General features: G+C 34.5%; 19 protein-coding genes and 5 pseudogenes. 16 read left to right on the top strand and 8 right to left on the bottom strand.

Translation table 11 applies throughout. The features are described from left to right. The first annotated feature begins 79 nt into the window (after positions 1–79). The 5 genes and pseudogenes from ACQKNI_RS09050 to dpaB form a co-directional block, all read left to right on the top strand. A complete protein-coding gene (locus ACQKNI_RS09050; protein WP_088230111.1) occupies positions 80–979 on the top strand; it encodes a polysaccharide deacetylase family protein in 900 nt (299 codons plus the stop codon). 86 nt (positions 980–1065) lie between these two features. Next, on the top strand, positions 1066–2307 hold the full coding sequence (locus tag ACQKNI_RS09045; protein WP_088230110.1) for a M16 family metallopeptidase: 1242 nt from the start codon (positions 1066–1068) through the stop codon (positions 2305–2307). A 130-nt stretch (positions 2308–2437) separates the two neighbouring features. Next, on the top strand, positions 2438–2689 hold the full coding sequence (locus ACQKNI_RS09040; RefSeq protein ID WP_088230109.1) for a YlmC/YmxH family sporulation protein: 252 nt from the start codon (positions 2438–2440) through the stop codon (positions 2687–2689). A gap of 170 nt (positions 2690–2859) precedes the next feature. Next, complete coding sequence (dpaA, locus tag ACQKNI_RS09035) at positions 2860–3762, top strand: dipicolinic acid synthetase subunit A (RefSeq protein WP_088230108.1); 903 nt, start codon at positions 2860–2862, stop codon at positions 3760–3762. After that, positions 3759–4184 (top strand): annotated as a pseudogene (gene dpaB / locus ACQKNI_RS09030) (dipicolinate synthase subunit B); the annotation flags it as partial. The gene dpaA and the pseudogene dpaB, both read left to right, overlap by 4 nt. A 32-nt stretch (positions 4185–4216) precedes the next feature. On the opposite strand, the gene ACQKNI_RS09025 reads toward dpaB, so the two are convergent. Then, positions 4217–5764, bottom strand: a complete 1548-nt coding sequence (locus ACQKNI_RS09025; protein WP_427282328.1) for a recombinase family protein — start codon at positions 5762–5764, stop codon at positions 4217–4219. Positions 5765–5949: 185 nt separating this feature from the next. Between ACQKNI_RS09025 and ACQKNI_RS09020 the strand changes: the two genes are divergently transcribed. The 4 genes and pseudogenes from ACQKNI_RS09020 to ACQKNI_RS09005 all read left to right on the top strand — a co-directional run bounded on the left by ACQKNI_RS09020 (position 5950) and on the right by ACQKNI_RS09005 (position 7024). Further along, positions 5950–6183, top strand: coding sequence for a hypothetical protein (locus tag ACQKNI_RS09020; RefSeq protein WP_088230106.1), 234 nt, complete (start codon positions 5950–5952; stop codon positions 6181–6183). Positions 6184–6270: 87 nt separating this feature from the next. Next, positions 6271–6495, top strand: a pseudogene (locus tag ACQKNI_RS09015) (sporulation sigma factor-processing peptidase); the annotation flags it as partial. A gap of 38 nt (positions 6496–6533) precedes the next feature. Beyond that, positions 6534–6854, top strand: coding sequence for a dUTP diphosphatase (locus ACQKNI_RS09010; protein ID WP_088230104.1), 321 nt, complete (start codon positions 6534–6536; stop codon positions 6852–6854). A 41-nt stretch (positions 6855–6895) separates the two neighbouring features. Further along, on the top strand, positions 6896–7024 hold the full coding sequence (locus ACQKNI_RS09005) for a hypothetical protein (RefSeq protein WP_283162075.1): 129 nt from the start codon (positions 6896–6898) through the stop codon (positions 7022–7024). 106 nt (positions 7025–7130) lie between these two features. Here ACQKNI_RS09005 and ACQKNI_RS09000 read toward each other — a convergent pair whose 3' ends face one another. Next, the gene (locus tag ACQKNI_RS09000) at positions 7131–7733 is read right to left on the bottom strand and encodes a collagen-like protein (RefSeq protein WP_140417314.1); all 603 of its coding nucleotides are present in this window, start codon (positions 7731–7733) and stop codon (positions 7131–7133) included. 303 nt (positions 7734–8036) lie between these two features. Here ACQKNI_RS09000 and ACQKNI_RS08995 point away from each other — a divergent pair, with 303 nt between their 5' ends. Next, positions 8037–8195: a hypothetical protein gene (locus ACQKNI_RS08995; RefSeq protein ID WP_170933754.1), complete on the top strand. Its 159-nt coding sequence runs from the start codon at positions 8037–8039 to the stop codon at positions 8193–8195. Positions 8196–8324: 129 nt separating this feature from the next. Here ACQKNI_RS08995 and ACQKNI_RS08990 read toward each other — a convergent pair whose 3' ends face one another. Further along, entirely contained in the window at positions 8325–9560 is a 1236-nt protein-coding gene (locus tag ACQKNI_RS08990; protein WP_088230102.1) for a PQQ-dependent protein, read from the bottom strand. Between the two features lie 137 nt (positions 9561–9697). Here ACQKNI_RS08990 and ACQKNI_RS08985 point away from each other — a divergent pair, with 137 nt between their 5' ends. The 5 genes from ACQKNI_RS08985 to ACQKNI_RS08965 all read left to right on the top strand — a co-directional run bounded on the left by ACQKNI_RS08985 (position 9698) and on the right by ACQKNI_RS08965 (position 12752). Beyond that, positions 9698–9922, top strand: a complete 225-nt coding sequence (locus ACQKNI_RS08985; protein WP_088230101.1) for a hypothetical protein — start codon at positions 9698–9700, stop codon at positions 9920–9922. Between the two features lie 29 nt (positions 9923–9951). Continuing rightward, positions 9952–10134, top strand: a complete 183-nt coding sequence (locus ACQKNI_RS08980; RefSeq protein ID WP_088230100.1) for a hypothetical protein — start codon at positions 9952–9954, stop codon at positions 10132–10134. Between the two features lie 27 nt (positions 10135–10161). After that, a complete protein-coding gene (locus tag ACQKNI_RS08975; protein WP_088230099.1) occupies positions 10162–10368 on the top strand; it encodes a hypothetical protein in 207 nt (68 codons plus the stop codon). A 187-nt stretch (positions 10369–10555) separates the two neighbouring features. Further along, positions 10556–11014, top strand: coding sequence for an ArpU family transcriptional regulator (locus tag ACQKNI_RS08970; protein ID WP_249278318.1), 459 nt, complete (start codon positions 10556–10558; stop codon positions 11012–11014). Between the two features lie 1174 nt (positions 11015–12188). Further along, entirely contained in the window at positions 12189–12752 is a 564-nt protein-coding gene (locus tag ACQKNI_RS08965) for a collagen-like triple helix repeat-containing protein (protein WP_140417313.1), read from the top strand. Positions 12753–13076: 324 nt separating this feature from the next. Here the strand turns inward: ACQKNI_RS08965 and ACQKNI_RS08960 are convergent, their stop codons facing one another. The 5 genes and pseudogenes from ACQKNI_RS08960 to ACQKNI_RS08940 all read right to left on the bottom strand — a co-directional run bounded on the left by ACQKNI_RS08960 (position 13077) and on the right by ACQKNI_RS08940 (position 14976). Beyond that, complete coding sequence (locus tag ACQKNI_RS08960; RefSeq protein WP_088230096.1) at positions 13077–13565, bottom strand: hypothetical protein; 489 nt, start codon at positions 13563–13565, stop codon at positions 13077–13079. A gap of 101 nt (positions 13566–13666) precedes the next feature. Beyond that, positions 13667–14119, bottom strand: a complete 453-nt coding sequence (locus ACQKNI_RS08955; protein ID WP_088230095.1) for an SMI1/KNR4 family protein — start codon at positions 14117–14119, stop codon at positions 13667–13669. A gap of 2 nt (positions 14120–14121) precedes the next feature. After that, positions 14122–14265, bottom strand: a pseudogene (locus ACQKNI_RS08950) (HNH endonuclease); the annotation flags it as partial. Positions 14266–14304: 39 nt separating this feature from the next. Beyond that, positions 14305–14358, bottom strand: a pseudogene (locus ACQKNI_RS08945) (hypothetical protein); the annotation flags it as partial. A gap of 108 nt (positions 14359–14466) precedes the next feature. Then, complete coding sequence (locus ACQKNI_RS08940) at positions 14467–14976, bottom strand: hypothetical protein (RefSeq protein ID WP_088230094.1); 510 nt, start codon at positions 14974–14976, stop codon at positions 14467–14469. 365 nt (positions 14977–15341) lie between these two features. Between ACQKNI_RS08940 and ACQKNI_RS08935 the strand changes: the two are divergent. Continuing rightward, positions 15342–15680, top strand: a pseudogene (locus ACQKNI_RS08935) (N-acetylmuramoyl-L-alanine amidase); the annotation flags it as partial.

Genomic DNA, 15680 nt, shown 5'->3' with positions numbered 1-15680 from the left:
GGTATAGTTTTCATTATAACGCTCAAATTAACAAAGATAAGAAGAAAAATGTTTTTATATAGTTAATGGGAGGGTTTATATGAAAACTCGTATATTGGCATACATATGTATATGTTTTTTATATGTCAGTGTAGGCTCTTATTCCGTTTTTGCACAGGATAATTTATATGATGAAATTCAAAAACATGCAAAACAATATGAGATTGCACCTCAAAATGCGATGATTGATAAAATATGGAAGGCGACACCGGGGTATAATGGCAGACAAGTGGATATGGAAGCATCGTATAATAATATGAAAAAGCTAAAGAAATTTGATCAAAAACATCTTGAATTCAAGGAAGTATCACCAAGTGTCCATTTAGAAGATTTATCACCGGCCCCAATTTATAGGGGACATCCAAACAAAAAGATGGTGGGATTAACAATAAATGTTGCATGGGGAAATGAGTATTTGCCTCGTATATTAGAGATTTTGAAAAAACATGATGTGAAGGCGACCTTCTTTTTGGAAGGACGTTGGGTGAAAGAAAATTTACGGTTTGCAAAAATGATTGTTGATGCAAATCAAGAAGTCGGAAATCATTCTTACACGCATCCAAATATGAAAACGCTATCGTCTGATGAAATACGAGATCAGTTACAAAAAACAAATCGAATGATAGAAGCTGCTACGAATCAAAAAGTGAGATGGTTTGCCCCGCCAAGTGGCAGTTTTCGAGATGAAGTCGTGAAAATTGCAGATGATTTTCAAATGGGCACGATTATGTGGACAGTGGATACAATTGATTGGAAACGACCAGAACCAGACGTATTATTGCAGAGAGTGATGCGAAAAATACATCCAGGTGCTATTGTATTAATGCATCCTACCTCGTCTACAGCAGAAGCATTAGATACAATGATTACAAAATTGAAGGAACAAGGATATAAAGTAGGGAATATAACAGAATTACTGGATGAAAAACGTGTAGATTAAATACATTTGCATGACATTCATCCTTAAACTTGTTATCATTAAATAATAGCATTTATTTAGAGAAACTGGCAGTAGGAGGAAAGTTTTTGATTAAAAAATATACTTGTAAAAATGGTGTAAGAATAGTTATGGAGAATATACCAACCGTAAGATCGGTTGCGATTGGTATTTGGATCCATGCAGGATCAAGAAATGAAAATGAAAAAAATAACGGGATTTCCCACTTTTTAGAGCACATGTTCTTTAAAGGAACAGAAACACGTAGCGCACGAGAAATTGCAGAATCATTTGATAGCATTGGTGGGCAAGTAAATGCTTTTACTTCAAAAGAATATACATGTTACTATGCAAAGGTGCTAGATGAGCATGCCAAATATGCTTTAGATGTTTTAGCAGATATGTTCTTTAATTCAACATTTGATGAGGAAGAACTGAAAAAAGAGAAGAATGTCGTATGTGAAGAAATTAAAATGTACGAAGATGCTCCAGATGATATCGTGCATGATATGTTGACGAAAGCAACATATGAAACGCATCCGCTTGGATATCCTATTTTAGGAACAGAAGAAACGCTTGATACGTTTACAGGTGATACGTTACGTCAATATATAAAAGATCATTACACACCTGAAAATGTAGTTGTATCAATTGCAGGAAATATTGATGAAGCATTTTTACAAACGGTAGAGCAATATTTCGGTAGTTATGAAGGAACGACAAACCGCGAACAAGTACATAGCCCAATTTTCCATTTTAATAAGGTAGCACGTAAAAAGGAAACAGAACAAGCTCATTTATGTTTAGGATATAAAGGCTTGCAAATGGGACACGAAGATATTTATAACTTAATTGTATTAAATAATATTTTAGGCGGCAGTATGAGTAGTCGTTTATTCCAAGAAGTACGTGAGCAACGCGGATTAGCCTACTCGGTATTTTCTTACCACTCTTCTTATGAAGATACAGGCATGTTAACACTGTACGGTGGAACAGGAAGCCAACAACTAGATACACTGTATGAAACAATGCAAGAAACGTTAGAGACATTGAAAAATACAGGTATTACAGAAAAAGAGCTTATTAATAGTAAAGAGCAATTAAAAGGAAACTTAATGTTAAGTTTAGAAAGTACGAATAGTCGTATGAGCCGTAATGGTAAAAATGAATTGCTTCTTCGTAAGCATCGTTCACTTGATGAGATTATTGAAAGTGTTAACACTGTGACAAAAGAAAATGTAGATGGATTAATTCGTAACATGTTTACAGATGAGTTCTCTGCGGCACTTATTAGTCCAGATGGAAAACTTCCAAAAGGAATTAAACTATAATTGTTTTTTTATGATGTATTCGAAAATAACCGTATTTCTTTTAAAAGAGATACGGTTATTTTTTTTAGCCATACAGAATAGGTACTACATATAGATAGCTAACATTAAAAATTAAATAGGAGGAGAGTATATGCGATTAAGTGAATTAAGTGGTAAAGAGATTGTGGATTTAGAAAGAGCAGAAAAAATGGGGTTTTTAGGTTATGTGGATTTAGAGATTAATGAGAGAGATGGACAAATACAAACGCTTATCATACCTGCTGGGAAATGGGGAGGTTTTAAAAAAGAACCACAAGAAATAAGGGTAGCGTGGAGGCAAATTAAGAAAGTGGGACACGATATGATTCTTTGTGATAGTATAGATCATTCAAATTTAAAATGAAAGATGACCATTTTGGTCGTCTTTTTTTATATCTACATATAAAGCTGATAAATCATATGTGCTTTTCGTTTTTCAATCACCTAAAACTCGTACATTACATATGATGTGGAGGAAAAAGAAAAAGTAGGCACTTTTCTTATAAATGACAGAAAAAGAAGGTGAATTAGGGAATGTTGACTGAGATGCATATTGCTATCATAGGAGGAGATGCAAGACAGCTAGAAGTAATTCGCAAGCTAGTCGAATTGGATGCAAAACTTTCATTGATAGGGTTTGATCAGTTAGATCATGGTTTCACAGGGGCAGCAAAAGAAAGTATACAAAATTTAGATTTCACTTCTGTAGATGCAATTATTTTGCCAGTTGCAGGTACAAATGCCAAGGGAGAAGTAGATACTATTTTTTCAAATGAAAAAGTTTCTATAACGAAAGAACAAATTGAAAATACACCAGAGCACTTTACTATATATTCAGGTATTGGTACGCCTTACTTGGAAAATCTCGTATCTACTACGAATCGGAAACTTGTTAAATTATTTGATCGTGATGATGTGGCAATCTACAATTCTATTCCGACTGTAGAAGGTACATTAATGATGGTAATTCAACATACCGACTATACAATTCATGGGTCCAATGTAATGGTTTTAGGATTTGGTAGAACAGGGATGAGTGTTGCCAGAGCATTTCAATCATTAGGAGCCCACGTCAAAGTTGGAGCAAGACGATCTGAACATATTGCACGTATTACAGAAATGATGTTTTCTCCTTTCCATATGCAAGATATTGAGAAAGAAGTAGGAAATATCGATATTGTGATTAACACAATTCCGCATCTCGTTGTAACAGCGAATGTTATTTCAAAAATGCCAGCTCATACGTTAGTAATTGATTTAGCTTCTAAACCAGGCGGTACCGATTTTAGATATGCGGAAAAAAGAGGGGTTAAAGCGCTGTTAGCACCTGGATTACCGGGCATTGTTGCTCCGAAAACGGCAGGACAAATTTTAGCAAACGTTCTTTCTCAGTTATTAACAGCAGACGCAATCGCAAAGGGGGAGGAAAAGAAATGAATTTGAAGGGGAAACGAATTGGTTTCGGGTTTACAGGTTCACATTGTACGTACGAGGAAGTTATGCCACACTTAGAAAAATTAATTGCTGAGGGAGCAGAAGTACGTCCCGTTGTTTCTTACACTGTTCAATCAACAAATACGAGATTTGGAGAAGGGACAGAGTGGATTAAAAAGATTGAAGAAGTAACAGGTTTTAAAGCGATTAATTCAATCGTTGGAGCGGAACCACTTGGGCCTAAAATTCCGTTAGACTGCATGGTAATCGCTCCTTTAACAGGGAATTCTATGAGTAAATTTGCGAACGCAATGACAGATTCTCCTGTACTAATGGCAGCGAAAGCGACACTTAGAAATGGCAAGCCTGTCGTATTGGCGGTTTCGACGAATGATGCTTTAGGGTTAAATGGGGTAAATCTAATTACACCAACAAGGTGACGACAAAGCGCGAACGCTTATATGTCGCCATCTTGAGGGAGCTTAGGGTAAAGCACAAGTTCGAAATCATCGAGTCTTTGCCACTTTTCTTTCTTATAAACAGCCTTTTCTAAAACCGACTTTAGGAGGCTGTTTTTCTTTTTCGGATCATCTGTTTTAAAGTACAGATCAAGAACATGCTCTACTTGAGGTATAGTATCTTTCTTCACTTTTTCCTTCGTAATTTCTGTTTTTATTTCTTTCTTTAAGTTTTCCATTGTGGAAGTAATTTCATTGATACGGTCGGAAACGGCTTTCGAACGTTCTAAAAATATATCTACAGTGTAAACACCACGCTCTAATAAATCGTGTAAATTATTTTTTTGTTTTTGGACATCCACTAATTCTTTTTCTAGCTTTCGTAATGCAGCTTCATTCATCTGAATAACTTGTGTTTCTTTTAATTTGTCATCTTGCTTATGTTTTTCAAAATCAGCTTTATAATTAATATACCATTCTTTTAATGCCTCGAGTAAACGCTTCTCAATTAACTCAGTATAGCTTGATTTGTTTTCGCAACCGCGATGCTTACAATCCATCGTTTCCTTTCGGTTTTTCGGATAACGTTGGACCATACTATAACCACATTTACTACATTTAATAATGCCAGCTAGAGGATTTTTAATTCCATTCGTATTGTAAGGAACGTGATATCTTGAGTTTAATTTTTCTTGTACTTGCTCAAATAAGCTTTCAGGTATGATTGGCTCATGTTTGCCATCAGCAATAATCCAATCTGACTTATCTTGACGTGCACAACTTCTTTTTACAGCGTCAGGACGTTTTACTTCTTTTCGTTTTTGCCACGTTACTTTTCCGATGTACACATTGTTCTTTAATATATCCAAGATGCTATAAGGATTCCATTCATTGCCTAGCTTACTTTTGTAGCCAAGATCATTTAACTTGCTTCTAATTGCACTCGCGCCCATATCCTCGTTTGCATACCAATCAAATATCATTCTTACGACAGAAGCTTCTTCTGAATTAATCGTTAACGTACGTTCTCGTTTATTTAAACGATGGATATCATATCCGAAGGGCGCATGTGTACCAAGATAATTACCAGCCTCTACACTAGCAATACGACCGCGTTGCATACGGCGTGTAATAATCTTTAACTCCTTACGTGCCATAAATGCTTCAAATTCGCTGTATTCTTCATCCCATTCATCATTAAGGTCATAAGTCTTCCTTGGTGTCATAATCTTCGTATTCGAGCGTTTAAACGTCTCTAAAATGATTCCTTGCTCTTTCATACCACCACGACCTAAACGGTCCATATCCATGCAAAGAACAGCATCATATTTGTTATCTTCAATTTCTTCAAGTAGCGCCAACATTTCAGGGCGTTTCACTAAGCTCTCACCAGAAACAATTTCCTCACGGACAGCTAAAATATTTAAGTTCATTTCTTTCGCGATTTTCAGTAGAGTAGTGCGGTGCTTTGCTAAAGTTTCACCTTCGCCGCGTGCCTCGGCTTCGAGATCGGCACGGGATTTTCTTAGGTAGATTGCGGTTTTCATGGTTAGACCTCCTTATATAGTTAATTCATATACGAGAAATGTATATATAAGAAGTAGAAACGGCTATTTGAGGTAGCGAAAGTAATGACATGTTTGATTTAAGAAAGCATGTAAGCCTCTGCACTGTTTTCCGATGCTTTTAATATTTCGATGATTGGTCTGCTTTGAAATGCTTAGCAACTAATATGGCAGTACTAACAAATCAGCGGCATACAAATATAGAAAGCACTTCAAGAGGTGATACCATGAGCCAACAAGAAGAATATGCCGCGTCTTATGAATTTGGGAAAACGAAAGTTTATGTTGTGGCTCCAGAGCCGAAACCACAAAAGGATATTGATAAAATCCTTCGAGCATATTACAAGGCAGGTTGGGCCATCATCGATGAATTGCAAACAAAAGAAAATATTGAGGAGTAATTCCTCTTTTTTGAATAGAAAATAGACAGGTTGTGTATGTACTGATAATTTTAATACTTTAACAACTTAATATGGAGGCGAACAAATATGGGAACAAGCATATATTGTAATTCATCAATAGGTGCGTTATTGCGAGGAGCAAGAGAGTGTTGTGAAGATACAACGTTAACAACGAAGAAAGGACTTGCAGCGCATCTTGGAATTACATATGAGCGCTTGAAAAATATTGAAGCTGGTATTTCACAGGTTCCATTTGAATTAGCAATGGATTGGTGTGATGCGACGAAAGCGCCGTTAAACAAACACGCTGTTTTAAGGACTGGAGTAAGAAAGGGTCATCGCCACGTGGGGTGATCCTTGAGGAGTATGTCGATGGATTCCATTTCATTTTATCTTTAGGTTTGTATATGGAGTATGATTCACACCCACAAGAATTAGTTGATCATTACAAAGAAAATGCGCATATTTTCAGATACAGTTCACTAACAAGACAGTTCATTATGATTTATGATGCGGTTTTAAATTTCGCTATTCGTGATGTTTTATATACAGAGTTATTTACATTGTATTTGTGCCTTGGTGATATGTTGGGATTCACACATGCTGAAATACAACAAGCTTACTTATTGAAAAACAAAGTTAACCACGAAAGACAAGATAACGGGTATTAATACTAAAATTTGAACTTTATAAGAATCGGAGAGTGAAAAAGATGCATGCATCAGCTGATTTCCTATTAGCGTTATCTACAAAGTTACAAGAAATTGCAGATAATACATCAGACATGGAAACATTAACGGAGCTAAGTGAGCTTATCGATAAGATTAATGAAAGTATTTAAAACTAAACCAAAGCGTTATTTTACCGGGAGGATTTTTGAATAATAAAAAAAGAGAGCTATATAAGTTCTCTTTAAAAGTTTTATCCGGTAATAAAACGATTACTATTTAGAAAATTTTCTTTATAGTTAGAGCGCTATTAGAAACAGTACCACTGACGCCTGTACCACCAAATATACTGACTCGGAGATCAAGAACGTCATTAGTTGCAAGTGATATTTGAATTGTTTTGGCAGCTTGTGAACCTAAAGATGTTGAAGTTTGGCCAAAATATCTACAGACTACTCTTGAAAATGATATAGGTAAATCATTTATAAAAACATGTCCATCTATGAGAGCGTTAGTTGCTTGTGTGCCTGTAGAAATTGTAGGGAATAGACTAATAGAAATTTCATAAATTCCAGATTGAATAATGGTGAGGTTGCTATTAATAGTATCTACTAACACGTTTAAAGAAGGACCGGGTAATTGGAATTGAATTTTCGTATCTAAGCCAATCACGGATTGAAGGTCAGTTTGATAGAGGGAACCAAAAGCTGTAAGGGCACTAGTTCCGGTGGGACCAGTCGGTCCTATACTTCCTGTGATTCCTATTCCGGTGGGGCCAGTCGGTCCTGTATTGCCTTGCAGCCCTTGAGGGCCAGTAACACCAGTAGATCCGGTAGGCCCAAATTCAGGTAAAGGAAAACCACATGAAAATGGTATGTTCATGAATGTCGCCTCCTTATTATTAAATGTCTTATTAATATATGCATTTAGTATTTGAGTTGATTGGGATGAACCCTATATCATCAATTAATAGTAAACATTAAAAAAGTAGTTATTATGTGAAGAAAAAATAAAAGAACCCGCTAGTTATAAACGGATTCTTTGTACAGGAACATCAGGAACGCCAGGAAGCTGGTCCAAGGTAACCTGTGTATTTACTTGGGTAATAATACTATATTCGAAGGGGATAAAAAGGTTAATGGAAATTAAATAAAATCGTTATTTGGCAATGTGAGGTGAAGAAAGATGGGCGGTATCACAAATTTAGAATGCCCACAGTGTGGGAATAGGTTATGGAAGTATGATCACGGAGAAACAATCAAGTTAGAATGCGATTTATTGGAATGTGATTACGAACTAGAGATTGACCTGGAAGAAGTCATTTCTATATACGCAAGAGATTAAGACAAAAACGCTATTTTATAGAGTATAGATGATGTGTCTAGGAATTTTAAAAAATTCAAAAAGAACTATTTTGTTTCCTAGATACATGTATAGCTAACAAGAACTCGTTGATTGGTCTATTAAATTGAATTAAATACAACTTGGCGTAATCGCTATATTTAGAGCGTTTTGTCCAACCTTAACGTTACTAATAACAGTGTTAGTAGTAGTATTAACAACAGAAACTTCAGGGATGAGCCGATCTAAAACATAGAGCCGTGAGCCGTCAGGTGTAAGAGCTAAGGTGTGAGGATTATCGTTTACTACAATAGGAGATCCAATGATTGTGTTAGTAGAGGTATTAATGATTGATACAACAGAGTATAAGATACTAGCAAAATAACCACGAGATCCATCAGGTGAAATTGCTATGCCAATAGGAGTATCAGCTTCAATAGGAGACCCAATAACTGAGTTAGTAGAGGTGCTAATGACTTCTATATTATGGGCAGTGGAAACATAAGCGTGAGAGCCATCAGGCGTAATGGCTATACCTTGAGGAAAGGTTCCAACTTGAATGGGAGACCCGATAATTGTGTTAGTAGAAGTGCTTATGACTGAAACCGTATTATCATTCATGTTTGTAACATAAGCGCGAGCACCATCAGGTGTAATGGCTATAACTTTAGGGTTTTTTCCAACTAGAATAGAAGACCCAATAACAGTGTTAGTAGAAGTATTAATGACTGAAACCGTATTATCACCATTATTTATAACATAAGCGCGAGAGCCGTCAGGTGTAATGGCTATGGAAGTAGGAATTTGTCCAACAGTTATAGGTTCACCAATAATAGTATTAGTAAAAGTATCAATTATTAATACTTTACCTCTGGTGGTGACATAAGCACGAGAGCCATCAGGTATGATTGCTATGCCGAAAGTTCCAGGTCCCGTTAATATAGGCGGACCTATTACGGTGTTAGTAAAAGTGTTAATGATAGAAACTATCCCATTTGTTTCGGAATTATCAACTGTAATATATGCAAGAGGAATTGGGGTAATTGATAAAATATTGCAGATAGAAATTACACTTGTTGCATTCTCAGAAACAAAGACTATACTTCCTTCACCTACGCTAGAAATTCGGCCTTGGATTGGGTCGTTCTTTCCTGAAAGAAGAAGAGATACTATACGACCTGTACAGTGTTGGAGTGTATTTTTAATATCTTGAAAACAATCTGTTTCTGGTGAGGATGGTCCAGTAGGTCCAGTAATCCCTTGCGGTCCGGTAGCGCCAGTAGGCCCAGTAGGACCTGGGATGTAACAAATGTGACAACTTGTGTCATTACATGAGCAAGATTTCCGATGTTTTTTATGAGGACTCAAAAAATTCCATCCTTTCTTTTTGAGAATACTTTCATAATTTATTTTATTGAATATAAACTTGTTGGCTTGTATGCTTGTCCATTTGTAATGAGTTTTATAATGAAAATTTCATTTTGTAGCAAAGGGTGGTGAAAACGATGTTTATTAAAGAATTTAAAGTAAAGGGCAACATGATCGAAGGACAAGTCATTGGTAATTGGTCCAATAAAAGTTATTACGCCCTCAAGATTGAGAAACTAGAAACGTTAAATTTAGATGTAAATGAATTGGATACATTGATAGCTGATTTGGAGAATATAAGTGCAAAAATAAAAGAATCTAATGAAGAATATGAGGCTAAAAGAGCAGCTAGCAAAAGCTAACTGCTCGGTTCTCCAAGGGGGAGAGGGAAATGACAGGAAAAATAGATCCTAAAATTGTTCCTATGGCATCTTACGGATGGAATCCAGAGAAACAATGTGTAGAGTTGCAGCTATTAATCAATGAAGAAATATATGTAATGCCAATACATGAGAAAGATGTAAAAGGCATGGGGCAATTTTTCTGGTTAAGGAAAAATAACTTAATAAAATAATCCTTTTGAGCAGAAAGGAGGGATATGATGGAAAAGGATATTAAGAGGTTAATTGAGTTAATATGGTCCGATGTCACAGATGATGAGGTTGTAAATGAAGTGGTTTCGTTCTTACAAAGTGATGAAATTAACAACGGTTATAAGGTGGACTTGTTAGCAACATTAGCTGAGAGGGCTAATCATAATTATTACGTAGATAAGATGCGTGAGTTTGATGAACGTAATAGTCAATAAAAACTTCATTTTCTAATAAAAAGTTACTAAAATATGAGAAAATGATATAATAATACCAATTACACATTTAGTCCTACTGGAAGAACCAGCGGACACTGAACTATAAAGAGCATTAGTGATATGCTCTATAGTTTGGTGTCCGCTTTTTTGTTTTTATTAACAAAATAGATAAGGGGTGTTTTTATATATGGCGCAATTAACGTTCTTACCTAAAATTGATCGCAAAGCAACACAGGTTTGTTTAGAAGAGATTCTTGAAAATGTTCGTATTTATAGACAATTTGGGATGATTAGAAATGAGATGAAGGTTACAGCATCTAGTGAGGTAAGATATCATGGTCCAACAAATATAGTAGGAAAGCCAGCTGAAGATATCGCTTTAGCAAATGTTGCTATGAGTGAAAGAGAAGTGAAATTACAGCGTTTATCTTTTCAAATTGATAAGGCATTAAGTCGTTTTAGCAAAAGCCAAAGAGATATTATTGTAAAACGATATTTAGAAGATGAAGAAGTTTTTGATTTTTACAATTACCCATTTTTTATGCGTTGTGTAACTCAAAAGGGAGAGTATTATGAAGTTATGAATATCAAGGGGTTCAGCGACAGGGACAGTTACACAAAATATCAGATATGGGTAAGTCATTAGGATAAAGCATATAAAGGTTAAGAATAAAAATAAGTGGCAGAGTCGTGACCGTTTTTTGGCAGGAAATGTGCCGGTTATTTTGGAATCAACGTGATATATTTGTATTGTGAGAAGTGGTGGAAAACACAACTCACTATGTTGTTCTTATATTTCTAAACGGCTTCATTATGACGGCGCATAAAATCCGAAACCAGCAAATGGTACTGATTGGATGTTACCGTTAATAAGGAGAGTTTTTGCTCTTCTTTGAGCTAACAACATCCTAGGTAGATGGAATGAGGGAAACCTGATAAGTTTGCCGAGGGTGTCTGTCGTGGTTGTTAGCTGAAAGAAGCGTGAAAATACCATAACCAAACTAAATGAAATATGTGATACAAAAACAAGACTTGTTTATTTTTGAAACTGTTATTCTAGTGAATAGCAGTTTTTTTATTTGTTAATAGTAAAGCTTCATTTACCGTATTTATAGTAGGAACAGCTGATGCAAGGTCGCTCTTTTGATATAGAAAGCTTTTATTGAAAGTGACTTAGACTAGATAATAAACCTATAACTATCAAAATTGTGGATAGAAGATAAATGCAAAATGGATAATACAATTATAATCAGTCTAATTACTGCAGGCGAGGCCATTGGCGGTGAGTTTGTGACAGGTCATATGAATAATAGGAATGCTAAGCTTAATAGTAAGAATGACAGAATAAAATAATATAATAATTCTTTACTTCGAAATAAGATTGATATCATGAGTAAATGTCAATTAAACTTAGTAAAAATTATCCATGCTATAGAATATTTTTGTGGGGATACGGGTAGTTTTGAAATGAAAATGTGTCACTAATAAAAAAGATACGATGTTATGAATAAAATTACGATAAGAGTGTGTTTGGATAGATATTTATTCAAAAAACGCACTCTTTTTGGTTTATCAAGGTAAATAGCATTAATTTGATAAAACTTAAATCTAAAGCAATATAAAAGTTTTCTAATTAGATAATTATGTAAAAGCGTACAAGAAATAAAGTTTAGTACATCATACATATAATACATATGATAAACAAAGGAGCATGATTGTAAAAGAATTCATACTATAAAAATAATTGTAATCCATGTGCTTTTCCTATTCCAGGAGTGCAAGGGATTCCAGGAGTACAAGGCCCAACGGGGTCAACGGGAGTGCAAGGGATTCCAGGAGTACAAGGCCCAACGGGGTCAACGGGAGTGCAAGGGATTCCAGGAATACAAGGCCCAACGGGGTCAACGGGAGTGCAAGGGATTCCAGGAATACAAGGCCCAACAGGGGCAACGGGAATAGAACCACAATCTGCATTTAGTGCTAAAAAAAACATTCCACAACAATATGGGAATTTTGATTCTTCCCTAGTTACTTATGAATCCGAAGTATTTGATTTAAATGATGAGTATGATCCTATTACCTCTACATTCATCCCTAAGCAGAGTGGGGTGTACTCAGTTTTAGCAAGCATTTCTATATCTACCAATGTAGCTGATAAAGCTTTGGTATTAATAATTGAAGTAAACAGTAGTGCTGAACTGGTTGATAATGAAGCTGTTCCATCTTTCTTCCTATTTGATCCTGTTATCAGTGTATCTGGAATTTTATTTTTAAATGCAGGAGATAAAGTTACAGTACGTCATAGTTCTAGTGGTCCCGGTTCAATTAATAGCACACAGAGTACAGTACACTTCGAAGCTGCTAGGTTTCCATCTCCGCTATAAATTATTTCGGAGAAGATTAGAAAAATCATTTAATCTCTTTTTTTATATAAATATCCGCTTAGAATTAAGTGTTATCTAATGGGGAGATATACCAGTATTAACATTAATTTAAGGTAAGTAGATTTTATACAAACCATTGAAAATATCAATTATAGTAATAACATAAGAAATTGACGAAAGGGCAACTGATGCATGGTTGCTCTTTTATCATGTAAAAAGTCCTTCATTTTTCTCTGACCTTAGAATCTAGCAAAATAGTATAATAACTAATTAAAAAAGACAATAATTCTATTTATAAAACTATCCACTAGGTTATTACCTTAATTAATCTTCAGAATCCTTATCGCTCATAATATATTCGATATTTTCATCTGTAAATTCATTGCCTTTAAATACTGGATGCCCATTTGGATCGAGCATACCCATCACTTTTTTATCCTTATCAGACACAATTAGTGTATAGTCCTCCATAAGAAAAGGTTTGTTGGGTAAATCCACTAATATTCTCCAAGCTGGTCTTATATCATCGTTGTTTCTATTTTCTTTCTCAATTTTAAACGTATAAGCCTCATCAAAGAAAAGATGGTTGATATCTTCATTAACTACTCCGTCTAATTTATTTTTCTTATGATAATGTTTAGCGATTTCTATTGCTTCCTGAGGTTTTAACATCACATCTACAGTAATTTCATTTATTTTCCTATAGTGTCTTGAAAAATCTTCTTGTTTTAATCTTATATAATTTTGAAATTCTTCAGTAGACAATTGTTTAAACTCTTCATCAGACATACTTTTATACTTGTCTAAAGACATATAAAATTCTCCTTTTACTTCCATGAAATCAGAATTTACTTTTAATAGATCAAAAAAGAAGAATGTTTACCCTCACTACAAGATACTCTTCTTGTATTCTTTTATTCTTCATCTTCGAAATCATGTAGACTATCAAGTAATTCTGTGAATGTTGAGCAAACAGGAGAGGTAGCTACTTCTATCTCCTCCTCCTCGTGATCCCAAAATACGATTGTTGGTGATATAGGATTATTTCGATAATCAAAGCATAAAAGATTTCCGAATGGGTCCCGAGCGAAAGGATATATTTTGTTAGGTAATCTATCTTTCGTATGATTATATGTTTCCAAAATGGAATATTTTCTATTAGAATCTACCGTCAAAAGGTTATTAAGTGAATTTTCATCTTGGTTTGGGATGGTAAATGTATCTGGTGTAGGATATCCACCATCATATTTTTGCACACACTCAATAAAATCATTTGGAAATTTCACACCCAAGTTTTGTTCTAATTGTTTTATTTGTTTGTCTGTTATTGTATTTTCATTTACATGGATCCATGTAATATGGTTCATAATCAGAAACCTCCGTATTTATCGCTATCTTTCCCCAAAATTTTATATCCACCTGTATGACCAGTGTCATGATGAGTCTGATAATCTACAAGTTGCATCTTTCCAGTGTCTTAGTGGTGATGCCATGTATAATGCTCTTGTGTGCCTTCAAATTTACCGGTTTGCGGTTTATATGCAGGTCTCACATTAAAATGGGGTCCCTGTCCACCTTTAGAGTGGCCTGCACTATGATCCTGAATTATTAATTTTTTCCATCTTTATTAGTAAAATGATATTCCTTCGTGTAAATTACTTTACCATTCTATAGGTGTTAAATTTAAACAGTGTATTTAATAATATGTTCTTATTTAAATGTTCAATTTATTTAATAATTTTTCTATTCTCTTTAATTCATTATTACTCTGTTCTACAAGATATTCATCAGGACATTCTTTCAATATATCAAAAAAGTTTTCTGCTTCTTTTAATAAAGTTAATAATAATTCATCTTTATTAAAACATGTTTTTTCTCCTGCAATAGATAATAAAATTTGCTCTTGCGAAATAACCTGCATTTTTACCTCTAAAGGTTGGTCTGGAAAATAAAAACTTACATCGTTTTGATTTTCAAACAATTCTTCAATTGCATTTATGAAATATGACCATAACTGATCAATCATATCCCATTCTTTAAATCCTAAAATAGCATTTCCGTAGTAGTTTATTATTATTGCACCTTCCAAATAATCAAAATCAATAACTAGTTCTAAACATTTCGCGTTATCAAAATGTATGAAATATTCAAGAAAGTTATTTTCAATATTATCTAATGAAGTTATTATTTTATCATTTTTTATATATGATTTTACACTAATCATATTAACGTCTCCTCGGATTTCTATTTAGGATATAATTGTCCTATTCTGCCATTTTTAAATCCAACAATATATGTTATTCCATCTACTTTCCCCTTAATTTGATACATATCTTTTGTTCTTATTTCTATGAACGTATCAAGGAAGGGGAGTGCCTAGTATGTATGTCCATTATCTTACTGTTCTTCATAGGGCCCCTCCTGGGAAAATATTGCAGATATAATTATAACAATAAATGGTTAAAGTTTCCTTGAAAAAAATGTATTTTACAACATATGTGTTTGTTATAGTTTTAAATAGGTAATGTAGTATAACGTAGAGGTAAAATACTAATGGGAAAGTAATAAATTGATGCTAATGATTTATATTATGCTGTATGGGCTGAAAAGGATGGTTGGTTAAATCTTAGTGGAGAACAATGGATTAAGAACGATCCATCTTATGTGAAGTTTAACAAGAAAAGTACAGTGGATTCTTCTATTGTAGGGAAGCGCGTTGTTTCAAAAGTTAACAATCTACGTTTCTATGATGCTCCTTCTTGGCAGGATAAAGATGTTGCTGGTACAGTTGACGTAGGATTTGGATTTACAATCGACGCAAAGGTAAATGTCAATGGGTATCCACAGTATCGTGTTTATTATTCGAAGGGGCATAAGTACTATATTACGGCGAGTGATTTTTATGTAAGTTGGCTTAGATTTAGATAA

The organism is Bacillus sp. NPDC094064 (assembly GCF_050279585.1).
Classification (GTDB): Bacteria; Bacillota; Bacilli; order Bacillales; family Bacillaceae_G; genus Bacillus_A.
The sequence above is the reverse complement of the archived record's forward strand: the minus strand, read 5'-3'. Positions and strand labels throughout refer to the sequence as shown.